At 60.4% G+C, this 17,038-nt stretch carries 15 protein-coding genes and 1 pseudogene; 6 read left to right on the top strand and 10 right to left on the bottom strand.

The genetic code is table 11. From position 1 onward, the window contains the following. Positions 1-94: 94 nt before the first annotated feature. Positions 95-1,156: pseudogene (locus FHL16_RS34880) on the top strand (methyl-accepting chemotaxis protein); the annotation flags it as partial. Then, complete coding sequence (locus FHL16_RS34875) at positions 1,151-2,014, top strand: methyl-accepting chemotaxis protein (protein ID WP_409201930.1); 864 nt, start codon at positions 1,151-1,153, stop codon at positions 2,012-2,014. The pseudogene FHL16_RS34880 and the gene FHL16_RS34875, both read left to right, overlap by 6 nt. A gap of 117 nt (positions 2,015-2,131) precedes the next feature. On the opposite strand, the gene FHL16_RS02565 is transcribed toward FHL16_RS34875, so the two are convergent. From FHL16_RS02565 to FHL16_RS02530, 8 genes are all read right to left on the bottom strand, one after another. Further along, positions 2,132-2,500 (bottom strand): glyoxalase superfamily protein, encoded by a 369-nt coding sequence (locus tag FHL16_RS02565; RefSeq protein ID WP_010463700.1) that lies wholly within the window; start codon positions 2,498-2,500, stop codon positions 2,132-2,134. Positions 2,501-2,620: 120 nt separating this feature from the next. Then, a complete protein-coding gene (locus FHL16_RS02560; protein ID WP_077747345.1) occupies positions 2,621-4,078 on the bottom strand; it encodes an N-acyl-D-amino-acid deacylase family protein in 1,458 nt (485 codons plus the stop codon). Between the two features lies 1 nt (position 4,079). Continuing rightward, positions 4,080-4,940 (bottom strand): MurR/RpiR family transcriptional regulator, encoded by an 861-nt coding sequence (locus FHL16_RS02555; RefSeq protein ID WP_077747344.1) that lies wholly within the window; start codon positions 4,938-4,940, stop codon positions 4,080-4,082. A 15-nt stretch (positions 4,941-4,955) separates the two neighbouring features. Then, entirely contained in the window at positions 4,956-6,305 is a 1,350-nt protein-coding gene (locus FHL16_RS02550) for a GntT/GntP/DsdX family permease (protein ID WP_010463705.1), read from the bottom strand. Between the two features lie 182 nt (positions 6,306-6,487). Then, positions 6,488-7,933 (bottom strand): SulP family inorganic anion transporter, encoded by a 1,446-nt coding sequence (locus FHL16_RS02545; RefSeq protein WP_077747343.1) that lies wholly within the window; start codon positions 7,931-7,933, stop codon positions 6,488-6,490. Between the two features lie 205 nt (positions 7,934-8,138). Then, the gene (locus FHL16_RS02540) at positions 8,139-9,032 is read right to left on the bottom strand and encodes an NAD-dependent epimerase/dehydratase family protein (RefSeq protein WP_077747342.1); all 894 of its coding nucleotides are present in this window, start codon (positions 9,030-9,032) and stop codon (positions 8,139-8,141) included. A gap of 103 nt (positions 9,033-9,135) precedes the next feature. Next, positions 9,136-10,047, bottom strand: coding sequence for a LysR family transcriptional regulator (locus FHL16_RS02535; RefSeq protein ID WP_077747341.1), 912 nt, complete (start codon positions 10,045-10,047; stop codon positions 9,136-9,138). Positions 10,048-10,183: 136 nt separating this feature from the next. Further along, positions 10,184-10,774: an NAD(P)H-dependent oxidoreductase gene (locus FHL16_RS02530; protein WP_010463714.1), complete on the bottom strand. Its 591-nt coding sequence runs from the start codon at positions 10,772-10,774 to the stop codon at positions 10,184-10,186. Positions 10,775-10,935: 161 nt separating this feature from the next. On the opposite strand from FHL16_RS02530, the gene FHL16_RS02525 reads away from it, so the two are divergent. Further along, complete coding sequence (locus FHL16_RS02525) at positions 10,936-11,250, top strand: putative quinol monooxygenase (RefSeq protein ID WP_077747340.1); 315 nt, start codon at positions 10,936-10,938, stop codon at positions 11,248-11,250. On the opposite strand, the gene FHL16_RS02520 is transcribed toward FHL16_RS02525, so the two are convergent. Further along, complete coding sequence (locus FHL16_RS02520; protein ID WP_077747339.1) at positions 11,240-12,004, bottom strand: sulfite exporter TauE/SafE family protein; 765 nt, start codon at positions 12,002-12,004, stop codon at positions 11,240-11,242. The two genes, FHL16_RS02525 and FHL16_RS02520, sit on opposite strands and share 11 nt — an antisense overlap. Positions 12,005-12,211: 207 nt before the next feature. Between FHL16_RS02520 and FHL16_RS02515 the strand changes: the two genes are divergently transcribed. The 3 genes from FHL16_RS02515 to FHL16_RS02505 all read left to right on the top strand — a co-directional run bounded on the left by FHL16_RS02515 (position 12,212) and on the right by FHL16_RS02505 (position 14,343). Next, positions 12,212-13,102 (top strand): LysR family transcriptional regulator, encoded by an 891-nt coding sequence (locus tag FHL16_RS02515; RefSeq protein WP_077747338.1) that lies wholly within the window; start codon positions 12,212-12,214, stop codon positions 13,100-13,102. A gap of 55 nt (positions 13,103-13,157) precedes the next feature. Further along, positions 13,158-13,733, top strand: coding sequence for an NAD(P)H-dependent oxidoreductase (locus tag FHL16_RS02510; RefSeq protein WP_077747337.1), 576 nt, complete (start codon positions 13,158-13,160; stop codon positions 13,731-13,733). 199 nt (positions 13,734-13,932) lie between these two features. Continuing rightward, positions 13,933-14,343, top strand: a complete 411-nt coding sequence (locus FHL16_RS02505; protein WP_010463721.1) for a MerR family transcriptional regulator — start codon at positions 13,933-13,935, stop codon at positions 14,341-14,343. Positions 14,344-14,407: 64 nt separating this feature from the next. Here the strand turns inward: FHL16_RS02505 and FHL16_RS02500 are convergent, their stop codons facing one another. Continuing rightward, entirely contained in the window at positions 14,408-17,023 is a 2,616-nt protein-coding gene (locus tag FHL16_RS02500) for an efflux RND transporter permease subunit (protein ID WP_077747451.1), read from the bottom strand. Between the last annotated feature and the right edge of the window lie 15 nt (positions 17,024-17,038).

Below are 17,038 nucleotides of genomic sequence, written 5' to 3'. Positions count from 1 at the left end.
TACAGGCCTGCTACACACCCTTGCTGGCACCTAAAAAAACAACAATCTTCCAGCCAACTGACGATCGAAAGCGCAACGTTCCTGGAGGAATTTGATGAATAGCTGGTTCGGCAACATTAGCGTGAACATGAAACTGGGCCTGGGGTTCGGCCTGGTCCTGGCACTGACCTGCGTACTGGCCCTGACCGGCTGGACGAGCCTGGGCGGCTTGATTGACCGCAGCAACTGGATGAGCGACATCACCCAGCTCAACTCCGGCTTGACCAAGCTTCGTGTGGTTCGCCTGCAATACATGCTGACCAACGGCGACGAAACCGCCGCTCAGAACGTACAGACCACCCTTGACGCCTTTTCCGCTCAGCAACAATCGCTGTTGTCGAAGTTCAAGAGCCCGGAAAACCTCAAGCTGCTCAAAGAGCAAGGCACTTACATCGACGCGTACAAGACGTCGCTGAACAAGATGCGCAGCGCCTACCGCACCGGCAACAGCGCCCGCGACACCATGGCCGCCAATGCTGAAACAGCCAGCACGCTAATCGACGCCATCAGCACCCGCGTGCAGCAAATGCCCCTGAGTGACCAGCGTTTCGAACAGTTCCAGGCTGTCACCACCGCCAAGGAAGCGTTCATCCTGGCCCGCTACGAAGTGCGCGGCTACACCGCCACCACCAATGCCGAGACCGAGCAAAAAGCCGTCGCCCAACTGGATTCAGCAATTGCCAGCCTGAAGCCGCTGAACGTGCATTTCGCCGAGACCCAGCAAGATGCCCTGCGTCAGCTGGAAACCGCACTGGGCAATTACCGCAGCGCGTTGATCGCCTATAAAGCCGCCAACAGCGATGCCGTGCAGGCGCGCAAGGAAATGACCGACCAGGGCGCCGCCATCGTGACCCTGAGCGAGCAGCTGTATCAGATCCAGCTCGACCGTCGCGACGCCGAAAGCGCCCAGGCGCGCACACTGCAGTTGATCAGCACATTGCTGGCATTGCTGGTGGGCATCATTGCTGCCGTGATCATCACCCGTCAGATCACCGGCCCGCTACGCGACACCCTGGCCGTGGTCGAACGCATCGCCAGCGGCGACCTGTCCCAGGACGTCAAAGTGACGCGCCGCGATGAACTCGGCGTGTTGCAGCAAGGCATCGCACGCATGGGCGTGACCCTGCGTGACTTGATCAGCGGCATCCGCGACGGTGTCACCCAGATCGCGAGCGCCGCGGAAGAACTGTCCGCCGTCACCGAGCAAACCAGTGCCGGCGTCAACAGCCAGAAGATCGAAACCGATCAAGTGGCCACCGCCATGCACGAGATGACGGCCACCGTGCAGGAAGTCGCGCGCAACGCCGAAGAAGCCTCCCAGGCCGCAGCCGCCGCTGATGGTGAAGCCCGCGAAGGCGATAAAGTGGTCAACGAAGCCATCGCCCAGATCGAACGCCTGGCCACTGAAGTGGCGCGCTCCACCGAAGCCATGAGTGTGCTGCAACAGGAAAGCGACAAGATCGGCAGCGTCATGGACGTGATCAAGGCCGTCGCCGAACAGACCAACCTGCTGGCCCTCAACGCCGCCATTGAAGCCGCGCGCGCCGGTGAAGCCGGTCGTGGTTTTGCGGTGGTTGCCGACGAAGTCCGTGGCCTGGCCCAGCGCACACAGAAGTCCACCGAAGAAATCGAAGGCCTGGTGGCCGGTCTGCAGAATGGCACCCAACAAGTGTCGACCGTGATGAACAACAGCCGCGCCCTGACCGACAGCAGCGTGGCCTTGACCCGCAAGGCTGGCACGTCGCTGGAAAACATCACCCGCACGGTGTCCAACATCCAGTCGATGAACCAGCAGATCGCTGCCGCCGCCGAGCAACAAAGCGCCGTGGCCGAAGAAATCAGCCGCAGCATCATCAACGTGCGCGACGTGTCGGAACAGACTGCCGCCGCCAGCGATGAAACGGCCAAGTCCAGTGTTGAGCTGGCGCGGCTGGGGAATCAGTTGCAGATGATGGTCAGTCACTTCAGGGTTTAAAGCACCGCCGCTCTCCAGCCCCGCAGAAGCCCTTTAAATAAAGGGCTTCGTCATTTTTACGGAGCATTTATCCGTCCGTAACGCTCACGGGTGATTTGGAGGAACTGATGAAGCTTTTTACAGGCAGATCGCGTTGGTAAACACCAACCGGTTGCCGAACGGATCACTGATGGTCATGTCCTGGCTTCCCCAGGGCATGGCCTGGATCTGCGGGTGCGAAAACGGATACGCCTTCGCCAGCAGTTGCTGCTGGAAGGCCTCGAGCTCATCGGTCTCGATGCGCAGGGCCGAACCCGGCGTGCCGTCGCCATGGTGCTCGGACAGGTGCAGCACGCATTCGCCACGGGAGACTTGCAGGTACAGCGGGGAATTCGGCTCGAAGCGATGCTGCCAGTCGACCGTGAACCCCAGAAAGTCGACGTAGAATTCCAATGCCTTGGCCTCGTCGAAAATCCGCAGGATCGAGGTGGTTTTGCCGAAGCTCATTGGGTTGCTCCCTGACTGAAAAGACACCCGTTGAAGTTGGGCTGGATGTCAGCGCTTCGGCTTGGCGCTGACATTCTTTAATCGCAATGTGCCATCACTGTGACGTATTTCTCGGAATAACTACTGAAACCCGTCACGCAAATCCCCTTCCCGCGCCAGAAACCGCCCTTCCCGTTTCCCGTTCGCCTGGCCATCGCTGTAACTCAACACGCCGTTGACCCATACACCTTCAATCCCCTCGGCCGCCTGTTGCGGGTCACTGAAGTCCGCCACGTCGCGAATGCTCAGCGGATCGAACAACACCAGGTCCGCCCAATGCCCTTCACGAATCTCACCCCTTTGTTTCAAGCCAAAACGTGCCGCCGACAATCCGGTCATTTTGTGTACGGCGGTATGCAGCGGAAACAGGCCGACGTCGCGACTGAAATGTCCGAGCACACGTGGGAAAGCGCCCCACAAGCGCGGATGCGGGAACGGATCTTCCGGCAATCCGTCGGACCCCACCATCGACAAGGGATGGGCGAGGATTCTTCGCACATCGGCCTCGTCCATGCCGTAGTACACCGCGCCGGCCGGTTGCAGACGGCGTGCAGCGTCAAGCAACGGCACGTTCCATTCGGCGGCGATGTCCATCAAGTCGCGGCCGCCCAATTCCGGGTGCGGCGTGGACCAGGTGATGGTGATGCGATGGGCGTCGGTGACTTGCTTGAGGTCCAGGGTCGAAGAACTCGCCGCGTAGGGATAACAATCGCAGCCCACCGGATGAGTTTTCGCCGCTTCCTCAAGCGAGGCCAGCAATTGCGGACTGCGCCCCCAGTTACCGGCCCCCGCGCATTTGAGGTGGGAAATGATCACCGGGGATTTCGCATGCCGGCCGATCTGGAACGCCTCGTCCATCGCCTCCAGCACCGGTTCGAATTCACTGCGCAAATGGGTGGTGTACACGGCGCCGAACGCCGTCAGCTCCTCAGTCAGTTGCATCACTTCGTCGGTGGACGCCGAGAACGCGCTGGCGTAGGCCAGACCGGTGGATAACCCCAAGGCGCCCGCCTCAAGACTTTCACGCAACTGCTCGCGCATCGCGCTGATTTCATCAGGCGTGGCGGTGCGAAACAGGTCGTCGAGATGGTTGCTGCGCAGCGCGGTGTGGCCCACCAATGCGGCGACGTTCAGCGTGGTGTTCGCCGCTTCGACCGCTGCGCGGTAAGCGCTGAACGTCGGATAAACGAAGGCTGCCGAGGTGCCGAGCAGGTTCATCGGATCGGGCGGATCGCCACGCAGGCTCACCGGTGACGCGCTGATCCCGCAGTTGCCGACAATCACCGTGGTCACACCCTGGCTGAGCTTGGGCAGCATCTGCGGCTGGCGGATCACCACCGTGTCGTCATGGGTGTGCACGTCGATAAAACCCGGCGCCAGCACGCGGCCGGCAGCGTCGATTTCCTCGCGGGCGGTCGCCTCATGCAAGTCGCCGATGCGCGCGATGCGGCCGTTCTGAATCGCCACATCGGCGGGGTAACCGGGGCTGTTGCTGCCATCGATGACCAAGGCGTTGCGGATCAGCGTGTCGTACATCATGTCAGTCTCCCAGCGGCAAACGATCGTCGCCGCCACGGTAATCGTCCAGGGCGAGTTTGATCCGCCGCAGACGTTCTTGATTGTCTTCAGGGTTGGCCAGCGCGAGCTCGGTGGCAAGCACGTCGATGGCCAGCAGCATGCCGTAGCGCGCCGCCGTCGGTTTGTAGATAAACGAGGTTTCGACACCTTGCAGCGGCAGCAGCACATCGGCCAATTGCGCCAGCGGCGAGTCGGCCCGGGTGATGGCGATAATCCGTGCACCGTAGTTACGGGCCAGTTCGACCGCGTCGATGAGTTCGGGGGTGATGCCGGTCAGCGAGCAGGCAATGACCGCGCGTTCGGCATCAAGGCTGGCGGCGGTGACGCGCATCATCACCGGGTCGTGGCACGCCGCAATCGGGTAGCCAAATCGCACCAGCCGCACTTGCAGCTCATCGCTGCACAAGGTTGAACAACCGCCCAGGCCGAACGCATGAATCATCCGCGCCTTGCCCAGCAGTTTCACGGCATCGGCGAACCGCGACTCGTCGAACGCCGACAGATGCTGACGCAGGGTCGACTCAATATCGCCGACGATCTGCCCATAGAACGCCGACTGATCCGGCGTCCCCGCCGGGTCAAGGAAGCGGCTGCCGACGCCGCTGGCCTGGGCCAGTTGCAGGCGCAGATCACGCAGATCGCGACAGCCCACCGTGCGGGCAAACCGCGACAGCGTGGCGGTGCTGACCTCCGCCCTCTGCGCCAGCTCATCGAGGCTGGCGGCCGAGGCAAAGCCGACGTCGTTGAGCATCAGCCGCGCGATGCGTCCTTCACCGGCGCTGAAGGAATCCTGGCGGGCGCGGATCTGGTAGAGGATGTCCATGGCAGGCGGCTCCGGTTAGATCAGGTAAGAAAGACCCACGGTCAGCGCGAAAGCCACCACCGAAATAATGGTTTCAAGCACCGTCCAGGTCTTGAAGGTCTGGGCAACGGTCATGTTGAAGTATTCCTTGATCAACCAGAAGCCGCCGTCGTTGACGTGGGAAAAAATCACCGACCCGGCGCCGGTTGCCAGCACCAGCAACTCGGGGTGCGGATACCCCAGACCGATGGCCACCGGCGCGACGATGCCCGAGGCGGTGGTCATGGCCACGGTGGCGGAACCGGTGGCGATCCTCATCAACGCCGCAAACAGCCAGCCCATGATCAGCGGCGACAGGTGAAATTCATCGGCCAGGCTGACGATCTGATCGGTGACTCCGGCGTCCACCAGAATCCGGTTCAAGCCACCGCCGGCGCCGACCAGCAAAGTGATGCTGGCGGTTGGCGCCAGGCATTCGTTGGTGAACTTGAGGATCGATTCGCGGCTGAAGCCTTGGGCGATGCCGAGGGTCCAGAAACTCAGCAGGGTCGCCAGCAGCAAGGCGATCACCGAGTTGCCGATGAACAGCAGGAACTGGTTGAAACCGCTGCCCGGCGTGGAAATCAGGTTCGCCCAGCCACCGATCAGCATCAGCACCACCGGCAACAAAATGGTCGCCATGGTGATGCCAAACCCCGGCAGGCTGTCGCGCGGTTCGCGGTCGAGGAACTGCCGCTCCAGCGGGTTTTCCGCCGGCAGTTGAATGCGCGGCACGATGAACTTGGCGTACAAGGGACCGGCGATGATTGCGGTCGGAATGCCGATCAGAATCGCGTACATCAAGGTCTGCCCGACCGACGCCCCATACACCTGCACCGCCAGCATCGCTGCCGGGTGCGGCGGCACCAGCGCATGCACCACCGACAAGCCAGCGACCATCGGCAAACCGACCATCAAGATCGACACGCCAACCCGCCGCGCCACGGTAAAGGCGATCGGCACCAGCAATACAAAACCGACCTCGAAGAACAGCGGCAGCCCGACCAGAAAGGCGATGCAAACCATCGCCCAGTGCGCGTTCTTCTCGCCAAAACGGTCGATCAAGGTCCGCGCCACCTGCTCCGCGCCGCCCGACTCGGCCATCATCTTGCCGAGCATCGTGCCCAGCGCCACCACCAGGGCAATGTGCCCCAGGGTTTTGCCAACCCCGGCCTCGTAGGCCCCGACCACCCCGGACGCCGGCATGCCGGCCAGCAGCGCGAGGCCGATGGAGACCAAGGTGATGACGATGAACGGATTGAGTCGGTAGCGGGCGATCAGAACGATCAGGGCAATGATGGCGATGGCGGCATACACCAGCAGCCAATAGCCGAAGGACAGGGTCATGCGGTACTCCTCGAAAGGGTCACGTCGAATGGGTTGTGAAACTCTTAAATCATTTCGAGGCGTGACATTCAAACGAGGTGAAAGTTATTTTCGTGCAGAGGTAAGGGATGTCGCGCAGAGGTATGCCAGGTCGGTGGATATGAAAATCAGGCAGGCGGATTTACATCGCGCCTGCGTTGATTTCAGTCGTGATTCACGCGGGCACGTTTGAGCAGCTTCTTGCAGCGCTCGGACAAATGCAGCACCCGCAGATGCTTGCCGGCCTTGGCGTAGCGTTCACGCAAAGTCTTCAGCGCGGCGATGGCCGAATAGTCGACAAAACTCAGGTGGCGGCAGTCGATGGTCACGACAGGCGGATCATTGGCGGGGTCGAACTGATTGAGAAACGGCGTAGTCGAGGCAAAGAACAACGTGCCATGCAGGTAGTACAACTTGCTGCCATCGCTCTCGAGATGAGCATCGGCATACAGCTCGCGCGCCTGCTGCCAGGCAAAATTGAGCGCCGCGATGATGATCCCGCACAACACGGCAGTGGCCAGGTCGGTGAACACGGTGATGACCGTGACCGCCACAATCACCAACACATCGTTCAGCGGCACCTTGTTCACTACCCGCAACGACGCCCAGGCGAACGTTTGCTGCGACACCACAAACATCACGCCGACCAGCGCGGCCAATGGGATGCGCTCGATCAGCGGCGACAGAAACAGAATGAACAGCAGAATCAGCACCCCGGCCACCACCCCGGACAGCCGGCCACGACCACCGGAACTGAGGTTGATGACGGTCTGACCGATCATCGCGCAGCCACCCATGCCGCCAAAAACCCCCGAGACCATATTGGCCGCGCCCAACGCCACGCACTCGCGATCCGGGAAGCCACGGCTTTCGGTGATCTCATCGGTGAGGTTCAGGGTCAGCAGGGTTTCCAGCAGGCCGACCAGCGCCATCAAGATCGCGTAGGGGGCGATGATGCGCAGGGTGTCCAGGCTCCAGGGAATGTCTGGCAGCGCGAACGTCGGCAAGCCGCCGGCGATGTGCGCCATGTCGCCCAAGGTGCGCGTCGGCAGGCCGAGCAGATACACCGCCAGCCCGACACTCAGGATCGCCACCAGCGCCGGCGGCACGGCACGCGTCAGGCGCGGCAGCAGGTAAACGATCGCCATCGTCAACACCACCAACCCGGTCATCAGGTACAACGGCGTGCCACTGAGCCAGGTTTCGCCATCCTTGAAGTGTTCGAGTTGCGCCAGCGCAATGATGATCGCCAAGCCGTTGACGAACCCAAGCATCACCGGGTGCGGCACCATGCGCACCAGTTTGCCAAGCCTCAGCAGCCCGAACGCCAGCATGATCAGGCCACCGAGCAACACGGTCGCGAGCAGATACTGCACGCCGTGTTGCACCACCAGCGCGACGATCACCACCGCCATCGAACCCGCCGCACCGGACACCATCCCCGGCCGCCCGCCGAAAAGCGCGGTCAGGGTGCAAATGATGAACGCGCCGTAAAGCCCCATCAGCGGATTGAGGTGGGCCACCAACGCGAAGGCAATGCATTCGGGGAGCAGGGCGAAAGAAGTGGTGAGTCCGGCCAGGACATCGGCGCGCAGACGTTTTGGTTTCATGGAGGATCGAACACGACAGGGAGAGAGGGTGCGGATGTTACGGAATCGGGGGCGACCCGGCCAGTTGTCGGGTTGCTGAAAACGCAATCGCGAGCAGGCTCGCTCCCACAGTGGATGTCCGTTACACACAAAATCTGTGTCCAATGAAGATCAAACTGTGGGAGCGAGCCTGCTCGCGATTGCAGCGACGCGGTCTAAAGCGAACTCAAACCATCTCGTCCCGAATCCATTCAACCACCGACGTCCGTTTCGGCTCCCAGCCCAGCAATTCACGCGCATGCTTGCCGCGCACCCGGCTGTTGGAGCCCAGGCCATAGTTGGCCATTTCATAACCCCATTCGGCTTCGGCGTCTTTCAACGGCCAGTCTTGCGCCTTGCCCAGTTTCAGCGCTTCAGCCATGGCCGTGGTCATGTCGATGAAGGACGCTTCACCGCTTTCGACGAAGTAGAACGTGCCCGGCACGTTTTTGGTCAGTGCCAGCAGATACAGGGACACCACGTCTTCGATGTGTACGTTGGACCAGATGTTCTGACCCGTACCGACATGTCGGACCACACCGCTTTTACGCGCCTGTTTGAGCAAGCGCGGCAATTGCACGCTGTCGCGATTGACGCCCAGGCTGTGGCCGTAAATCAGGGTGTTGCAGATCACGGCCGAGTTCACGCCGTCTTTCGCCGCGGCGAGGATCAGGTTGTCGATGGCCACGCGGGCAGCCTTGTCGACGGTCGGTTCCGGCAGGTTGTCTTCGAAGTAGATGACGTCACTGGCTTTACCGCCGGAGGCATCGCCGACGATGCTCGAACCGCTGGTGTGCAGGAACACTTTGTGGGAGCCGCGCAACGCATTGAGCAAGGCTTCCACCGCGCCACGATGGTCGCTGCTCGCAGCGTTGATCACGGCATCGGCGGCGCGGGCCTGTTCAGCCAGTAGTGCGCTGTCGTCAAGAGTGCCGATCACCGGGATGATACCGATTGCGCTCAGTTCAGTGGCTTGGTCGGCGTTGCGAACCAGGCCGGTGACTTTATGGCCCGCCCGGACAAGACCGGTGGCAATGGAGCCGCCGATGAAACCAGCAGCGCCGGTAACGAATACGTTCATGGAGAAACTCCCTGCGTGAATAAGTGATGCATTGAGTATCGAGGACCGTCCCGTGGTGAAACAGACCCGCAGACCCAAATCACTCTTGCGCAGGGATCACGAATCAGCCTGTGAAGTTCGCATTCGCATAAGCCGCCAACTTGCCCTGAATGAAGTCCAGGAAGCATTGAATGCGCAGGGCCAGTTGCGAGTTGCGGTAGTACACCGCGTTGATCGGTTGGCGATAGCCGCTGTTGAAGTCCGCCAGCAGCACCTGCAAGCGACCGGCACGAATGTCGTCGATCGTCATGAAGTGCGACAGACAGGCAATGCCCTGGCCTTCCAGCGCCAGGTGCCGGATCGTCTCGCCGCTGGAGGCGCTGATCGACGCCTGAATCGGCCAGCGATCACCGTGCACATACCGTAGCGGCCACTGGTTGAGGCCCTCGTTCTGGGTAAAGCCCAGCAACGCATGCCCGGCCAGGTCTGCAACCGCCGTTGGCGTGCCGTGTTGCTCAAGGTACGCCGGGCTGGCGAGGATGTGCAGCGGGCTGCAACCCAGTGAGCGTGCGTGCAGGGTTGAATCGGCCAGTGCGCCGATGCGGATGGCGATATCAGTGCTTTGTTCGAGCAAGTCGATGATCAGGTCGTTGCTGTTGAGTTCGAGCTGAATGTCGGGGTAGAGGCGGCGGAACTCGTCGATGTACGGCACGATGGCGTGCAGCATGAACGGCGAGGCGGCGTTGATCCGCAGACGCCCGGACGGGGTTTGCTGGCGTGAGGTCAGGCGTTCTTCGAGCTCGTCCATCTGATCGAGAATCAGCTTGGCGTGCTCGAAGAAATACTTGCCCTCCTCCGTCAGGTCCATGCGCCGCGTGGTGCGGTTGATCAGCGTGGTATCGAGCTTGGCCTCCAGCCGCGACAGCGTGCGGCTGACCGCCGAAGGCGTCTGCCCAACCTGTTCGGCCGCCGCGGAAATCGACCCGCACTCAATCACGCAGACGAAAATCTGCAACTCATCGGATCTGGCTTTCACGGACGCCCCTCATCGATCAATTCAGCGCCGGCCTCTGTAGGAGCCAGGCTTGCCGGCGAAGGCGTCCGCTAAAACGCCTTCGCCGGCAAGCCTGGCTCCTACAGGTTCTGGCTTCAGGTATCGATAGTAACCGAGCTCACGCCTTGAGGCCGAACACCTCGGTCAGGTGCTGTTCATAGCGCGCCACATCAGCCTCGATATTCGGACGCTTCATCACATCGACCGCCAGGAACGTCGGCAAACCGCTCATGCCGAGAAATTCGTTGGCCTTGTGAAACGGGAAGTACACCGCGTCCACACCTTTGCCTTCGAAGAAGTCGGTCGGGTCGTCAAAGGCTTGCTGCGGTGCGTTCCAGGTCAGCGACAACATGTATTGCTTGCCGTGCACCAAACCGCCGCTGCCGTATTTTTGCGAGGCGTCGGAACGGGTGCGGCCGTCGCTGGCGTAGAGGCTGCCATGGCCTTCAGTGAAGACTTCGTCGATGTACTTCTTCACCGTCCACGGTGCGCCCATCCACCAACCGGGCATTTGATAAATGATCACGTCGGCCCAGAGATATTTGGCGACTTCTTCAGCAACGTCGTAGCCCTCGTCGATGAAGGTGGCTTTTACATCGATGCCGCCGCGATCCAGCACGCTCAACGCGGCTTCATGCAGAGTGGTGTTGTAGCGGCCATCGGAGTGGGCGAACTTTTTGCCGCCATTGAGCAACAGGACTTTTTTCATGAGAAATCTCGGAAAGTCAGGAATTCGATGGCGGCAGAGTAACGAGCTGCCTCGCGCGGAATAAGCGCTGAATTCGCAAAATACATTTGACCAATACGCACGAATAGACAGGTGATTGTTGCCATAAAATTGCGCCGATTCTGAACTTGAGGAGATTTCTGATGAGTGAACTGCAAGGCTTCATCCTGCACGCCAAGACCCGCCCGGAAAAATCCGACGCCTTCGAAGCGTTTTTCAGCGGCTATGTAGAAGCGAGTCGCGCCGAGCCCGGCTGTATCGAGTACCACATGCTGCGCGACAAACAGGACCCGACCCTGTTTATCTTCTACGAGATCTGGCAGTCCCAGGCGCACCTCGACGTGCACTCGAACCTGCCGCACATGCAGCAGTTCCGCGACATGCGCATGGAATACCTGGAACGGGATTTTGATATCCGCGCCATCGAGATGCTTAGCCCTTCCTCCGCTACCCGTTGATTAGCAAATGGCCGCCGAGCACACCGAGGCCGATGAAGAACACGCGCTTGAACAGCACGGCGCTGATCCGCTGACGCAGCCATTGGCCGAGCAACATGCCGAGCACTGCCGGGATCAACGCCAGCAACGACGCACTCAGTTCACCACCGCCAAGGGCGCCGCGCCATAACAGGCCGGCGGCCAGGGCGAGGGTCGAGATGGTGAAAGACAGGCCTAGGGCTTGCACCAGTTCATCCTTGCTCAAACCCAGTGCTTGCAGATACGGCACCGCCGGAATCACGAAGACGCCGGTGGCCGAGGTGATGACGCCCGTCACAACTCCACACAGCGGACCAAGCCAGCGTTCGCTCTGACCACTCACGCGCAACGCCGGCAGAAATAGACCGCTCAGTGCATAAAGCATCAGTGCCCCGCCCAACGCCCGCACCACCCACTGACCTCCGGCCATGCCGATCCACACCGTGCCTGCCCCGGTGCCAATGAAGATCGCCAGGAGCATCGGCCACAACCGTTTGATCAAACCGAGCAAATGCCCACCGAATGCCAGTTGCCAGACATTGGTGAGGGTTGCCGGGATGATCAGCAGCGCGGCAGCCTGTGACGGGGCCATAGCCAGACCGAGCAGGCCCATGGCGATGGTGGGTAATCCGAGGCCGATCACGCCTTTGATCATGCCGGCCAGCAGGAATGTGGCGATCACCAGCAAGGAAAGGGTCAGACCGAGGTTTTGATAGAACGCAGAGAGAGTATTCATGGGGCCATGGTGAGCCTGGATTGGCGGGTTGAAAATCTGCCATATACTGAGGCAGCCTCTTGCTTGACAAGAGGCTGACAACTGCGTCGTTACGACTGACGCCTTCGCGAGCAGGCTCGCTCCCACAGTTGAAACGCATTCCAATGTGGGAGCGAGCCTGCTCGCGAAAGCGCCCTTCCAGGCAACACATATTTAGAGGTTGCTGCCATGCACTTCGACCTGACCGACCTGCGCCTCTACCTGAACATCCTCGACACTGGCAACATCACCGCCGGTGCCGCCCGCAGCCACTTATCCCTGGCAGCGGCCAGCGCCCGAATCCGGGCCATGGAATCCTCCCTCGGCATCGACTTCCTGGAGCGTGGCCGGCGCGGTGTCACACCCACCCCGGCCGGCAAAGCCCTGGCGAAACACGCCCGTGCCCTGCTGCAACAAGCCGAGCGCCTGCAACAGGATCTGGCCGAATACGCCAAGGGGGTCAAAGGTCAGGTGCGATTGCTGTGCAACACCACCGCGATCACCGAATACCTGCCGGAGTTGCTCGCCGACTTTCTGCGCGAGCATCCGAACCTCGACATCGACCTTCAAGAATTGCCCAGCGCCCGCATCACCCATGCGTTGCGCCAAGGGGCGGCAGACCTCGGCATCGTGTCCGACGCGGTGGACACCGATGACCTGCACACCCGGCCGTTTCGCGATGACCCGCTGGTGTTGATTCTGCCTCCTGATCATCCCTTGGCCGACCAGCCATCATTGACCTTCGCCGACACCTTGAACCACGACTATGTGGCCCTGGGCGCCAGCAGTGCCTTGGCCATCCACGTGGAAGAACAGGCCCTGCACATTGGCCAGCGCATGCCGATCCGCATTCGTGCCGACGGCTTCGATGGGGTCATTCGCATGGTTGCGCGCGGTGCAGGACTGGCCATCGTGCCGCGGGTGGCCATCGAGCGCTGGCCACAGGTACAAGGGGTCACGACCCGCGCTCTTCCCGAAGACTGGGCCAACCGCACCCTGAAAATCTGTGCCCGTGATGTCGACAGCCTGCCCGGTTACGCCCGGGCCTTGCTGGAGGCACTGACGCCGGGAACGCCTTGACTCTACCGTAAGGGGCAGACTCTATGCTGCGGGCTTCATTTCAGGAGTACACGCGATGAGCAAACGAATGCTCGTGATTCTGGGCCACCCCTCCACCGACAGTTTCTGCGGGGCGTTGAGCGAAACTTACGTCCAGGCCGCCAAGGATGCCGGACATGACGTGCGCCTGCTGCGTCTGGATGCGCTGGACTTTGATCCGGTCTTGCACCATGGCTATAACACTATCCAGCCGCTGGAGCCGGACCTGTTGCAAGCCCAGGCCGATATCACCTGGGCCGAACACCTGACGTTCGTTTATCCGATCTGGTGGGGCGGCATACCGGCGTTGATGAAGGGCTTTCTCGACCGCATTTTCCTGCCCGGTTTTGCTTTCAAATACCGTGAGGGCAAGGCCTTCCCCGACAAACTGCTCAAGGGCCGGACCGCGCATCTGCTGGTGACCATGGACACGCCGCCCTGGTATTACAAATGGGTCTATCACATGCCCGGCCTGCACCAGATGCGCAAGACGACCCTGGAGTTCTGCGGCATCAAGCCGTTGAAGACCCTGACTTTCGGGCCGATCCTGGGTTCGAAGTCGACCCAGCGTGACGCCTGGCTCGAACAGGCCCGGGTTACCGCCGGTAGCTGACGCACCCTTCGCTGTCTGCTGACGGCGCACCCTCGCCGTCAGCCCGTCCTCACGTCCCCTCTCAAGCGGTCGTTCGTCGGCTGTGCGCGTCATTTACACACCGCTGCAACCATTGAATGTTATTCACTATATTATTCGCTCCGATCAGGCATGAGGTCTGGTCGCGCTACGCCCTGTTTGATCATCGAGACGGATCTTTATGTATATCGGCAAAGCCGCCCAGCTGTCGGGCACCACAGTCAAAAGCATTCGCCATTACGAAGAAATCGGCCTATTGCCCGAGCCCAAGCGTGAAGGCAAATACCGTATCTACAGCCAGCAGAGTGTCGAGGTGTTGACGTTCATCAAGTGCGCCCAGCAACTGGGTTTCAAGCTCAAAGAGCTGCGGTTGATGTTGAACAACTACCACGGTGACGAATTCCCGTGGGACATGGCGCAAAAAGCGATCGCCGAAAAAAAGGCCGAGCTGGTCTCCCAGATCGGCGCTCTACAGCAACTGCACAACGGCCTCGAAGAATTCGAAAACAACCTCAACGATGCCCGAGATGAATGTCAGTTCGAGCGTATCGCCCGCTATGGCGAAAAAAACCCGGGCACTACGCTGAACTGACTACCCTGCTGCGCAGGGTGATCCCTCGCATGTCACTGGCGCGCCTGCGCTGCCGGTCATCAGGTCAGATCAAGGCGGGTTTCCCTGCGGCTCGATCTTTTTCCGGCAGCGGCGCCACCGGAACAATCGCGGCGAAGAACCACGGCGCCACCAACGTCACCAGCAGAATGGTCATGACACCGCTGGAAAACAGCGCCATCGCCACCAGTGCGCCCAAATCGACAATCGGCTTGAAGTCGGAAAACAGCAGCGCCATGAATCCCACGGAGAAAATCACCACGTTGACCACGGTCGAACGGCCGACGCTGTGCATCGCCTGCAAAATGGCCGCGTCGATATGAATGCCTTGCTGCACCAACAGTTTGATCCGAGACAGCAGGTGCACCGCGTAATCGACCACACCCACCACCAGGAAGGTCACCAGCGTCGTACCGATGTTCAGCTCGATGCCGAACAGGAACATGAAGCCATAGACTGTCACCGAGGTGGTCAACAGGGTCAGCATGCCGAGTACGCCCAACCGTACCGACTTGAGCCAATACATCATCATCAGCGTGACCACCAGCAACGCCAGGGAAAAACTCAAGACCTGGCCCTGGGTGATTTCCTGCAACACGCCGGTCCAGATCAACGGCGTGCCGGCGTGCGTCACTTCGAGATTGGCCGGTTTGTTCACCAGCAACCAGGCATCGAGCTGATCCAGCATGGCCTGGTAGTCGCTGGCCACCGACGACGTCATGGTGTACAGCGTCAACGCCTTGGAATAGTCGGCATTGAGCACGTTATTGAGGTCCGAGCCGCCGCCGTTCTCGAACAGCATCACGTGTTGCTCGATCAGTGAATTGCCCGGCACCTCGAACCGCTCGACCTGCCCCTCATCATTGACCGACGTCACCTGCTCCAGCGCCTGGGGCACGCGCAAGTAGTCGGGGTTCATGTCGTTGAGCACCAGGTTCATGCGCTTGACGTAAGTCGCCAGGGAATAGCCGTAACTGACGTGCGGTTGCTGCTTGATGAAGTGGTCGAGCTTGTCGATGAACTGCACCACTTCAGTGGTCAGCACGCCGCGCGGCTCTTTGCTGTCGATGGCGATCCAGCCCGGTGCCGTGCCCGCGACCCCGGCTTGGTTGATGAACTCGTCCGAAACGCGAATATGGCTCTCGGGCTTGAAGTAGGCGATGCCCGAGTCTTCGATATCGACGCGAAAGGTGAACACCGTCATCAAGATCAGCAAGGGCAGCGTCACGATCAAGATCGGTTTGCGCCACTGGATCAACCGCGCGCAGAACGCCACCAGATAACGCGAAATGATCGATTCCTTGTGCACGGCAGCGAGGGTTTTCGGAGTCTGGTCCTTGCCCCAGATCGAAATCCAGGCCGGAATCAGCAACAGTGAAATAATCAGCGCCGCCGTCAGGCCGATGGACATGAATACGCCGAAATTGCGGATGCTGACGATGTTGTTGGTCGTGGAAATCATGAAGGTGGCGATGGTGGTCACCGTCGTCAACACCACCGGCACCACCATCAGCCGTTGCGTCTCGCGATTGGCTTCACGGTTACTTTTACCGGCGTTTTTCTGTTCGTAATACTCGGCCATCACATGGATCGCATCCGAGCAGCAAATGGTGAACAGAAACACCGGCAGGACACTGGTCAGCAAGTCGAACGGCACCCGCAACAAAGCCATCAGGCCCAGTGTCCAGATGGTGCAGAACAGAATATTGAACAGCGGCAACAGCACGCCCAGCGGTTTGCGGAAGAAGAAAATCAACAGCAGGGTGATCAGCAAAAAGACAATCGGAAACAGCACCGCCAGGTCATGGTCGATGATCTCCTGCTGGGCCGCGATGAAGATCGGCATGCCGGCAATGAAGATCTCATCCTTGAACTCCGGGTGCGCTGCCTGATAGTCCGCGACAATGCCGCGCACGATCTGGTAGGCGCGCAGTTGCGCCTGGGCGTCGTCTTGCTTGGTGCCCAGCTCGGCCACCAGCATCGCGACTTTCTTGTCCTTGGAGACTACCCCGTCGACCATCAGCTCGTTGCCCATGATCTGCGACTCGACCAGCGCCGGGTCCATGTCGTAGGCGTTGAGGGTCTTGTGGATCAGCAACTCGCCATCGCCGGTCAGCACGATGTTTTCCAGGTCGCCCATCGACGCCATTTCACGGATCGGGTTGATTCGCTCGGCGAGAAAAGTCAGGAACAGCTGATCATGGGCATCCCAGTTCTGGCTCTTGGCGTAATCACGCAGGGCCTTGGCCTGGGCGTAGTCGTTCTGGGAAAAACCGTTCTCCAGAATGTCCCGCGCCAGCAACTGTGCACGACTGTCGTCTGGGTGCTTCGCAACGATTTGCGTCAACTGTTCCTTGTCGGCGTCGTTGGCCAGGATCATCTTGCGCACCGATTGCGACATCGAAAACAGTGCGTTGAGGGTCGGCTTGTTGAACACCGTCTGCGGGTTGTTGATTGCCACCATCACCGAGTCAAACGTGCCGGTGAATTCGCTTTGCAAGTCGATGATGGTCTTGCGCGCCGGATGGGTTTCCTTGAGCAAGTAAGGGTTGGTGTCGGAGATCAGCGAGCCCAGCGTATAGGTGAAATACGCCGTGACCGCCACCAGCAGGAAAACGATCGCCCGCGCATAGCGCTCGACGAAGTTCAGGTATCTTTCCATGATCATGCGTTCCAG

The sequence above is a fragment of the Pseudomonas sp. FSL W5-0299 genome (genome assembly GCF_005930655.1).
GTDB classification, from domain to species: domain Bacteria; phylum Pseudomonadota; class Gammaproteobacteria; order Pseudomonadales; family Pseudomonadaceae; genus Aquipseudomonas; species Aquipseudomonas mandelii.
This window is presented reverse-complemented; position numbering and strand designations above follow the sequence as displayed.

What these genes read in the sequence shown, in the direction of transcription:
- FHL16_RS02565 (WP_010463700.1), bottom strand. Translation starts at nt 2,500, where the DNA reads ATGAGCTTCGGCAAAACCACCTCGATCCTGCGGATTTTCGACGAGGCC.
- FHL16_RS02500 (WP_077747451.1), bottom strand. Translation starts at nt 17,023, where the DNA reads ATGGAAAGATACCTGAACTTCGTCGAGCGCTATGCGCGGGCGATCGTT.
- FHL16_RS34875 (WP_409201930.1), top strand. Translation starts at nt 1,151, where the DNA reads ATGGGCGTGACCCTGCGTGACTTGATCAGCGGCATCCGCGACGGTGTC.
- FHL16_RS02560 (WP_077747345.1), bottom strand. Translation starts at nt 4,078, where the DNA reads ATGATGTACGACACGCTGATCCGCAACGCCTTGGTCATCGATGGCAGC.
- FHL16_RS02510 (WP_077747337.1), top strand. Translation starts at nt 13,158, where the DNA reads ATGAGCAAACGAATGCTCGTGATTCTGGGCCACCCCTCCACCGACAGT.
- FHL16_RS02545 (WP_077747343.1), bottom strand. Translation starts at nt 7,933, where the DNA reads ATGAAACCAAAACGTCTGCGCGCCGATGTCCTGGCCGGACTCACCACT.
- FHL16_RS02505 (WP_010463721.1), top strand. Translation starts at nt 13,933, where the DNA reads ATGTATATCGGCAAAGCCGCCCAGCTGTCGGGCACCACAGTCAAAAGC.
- FHL16_RS02530 (WP_010463714.1), bottom strand. Translation starts at nt 10,774, where the DNA reads ATGAAAAAAGTCCTGTTGCTCAATGGCGGCAAAAAGTTCGCCCACTCC.
- FHL16_RS02540 (WP_077747342.1), bottom strand. Translation starts at nt 9,032, where the DNA reads ATGAACGTATTCGTTACCGGCGCTGCTGGTTTCATCGGCGGCTCCATT.
- FHL16_RS02550 (WP_010463705.1), bottom strand. Translation starts at nt 6,305, where the DNA reads ATGACCCTGTCCTTCGGCTATTGGCTGCTGGTGTATGCCGCCATCGCC.
- FHL16_RS02515 (WP_077747338.1), top strand. Translation starts at nt 12,212, where the DNA reads ATGCACTTCGACCTGACCGACCTGCGCCTCTACCTGAACATCCTCGAC.
- FHL16_RS02555 (WP_077747344.1), bottom strand. Translation starts at nt 4,940, where the DNA reads ATGGACATCCTCTACCAGATCCGCGCCCGCCAGGATTCCTTCAGCGCC.
- FHL16_RS02525 (WP_077747340.1), top strand. Translation starts at nt 10,936, where the DNA reads ATGAGTGAACTGCAAGGCTTCATCCTGCACGCCAAGACCCGCCCGGAA.
- FHL16_RS02520 (WP_077747339.1), bottom strand. Translation starts at nt 12,004, where the DNA reads ATGAATACTCTCTCTGCGTTCTATCAAAACCTCGGTCTGACCCTTTCC.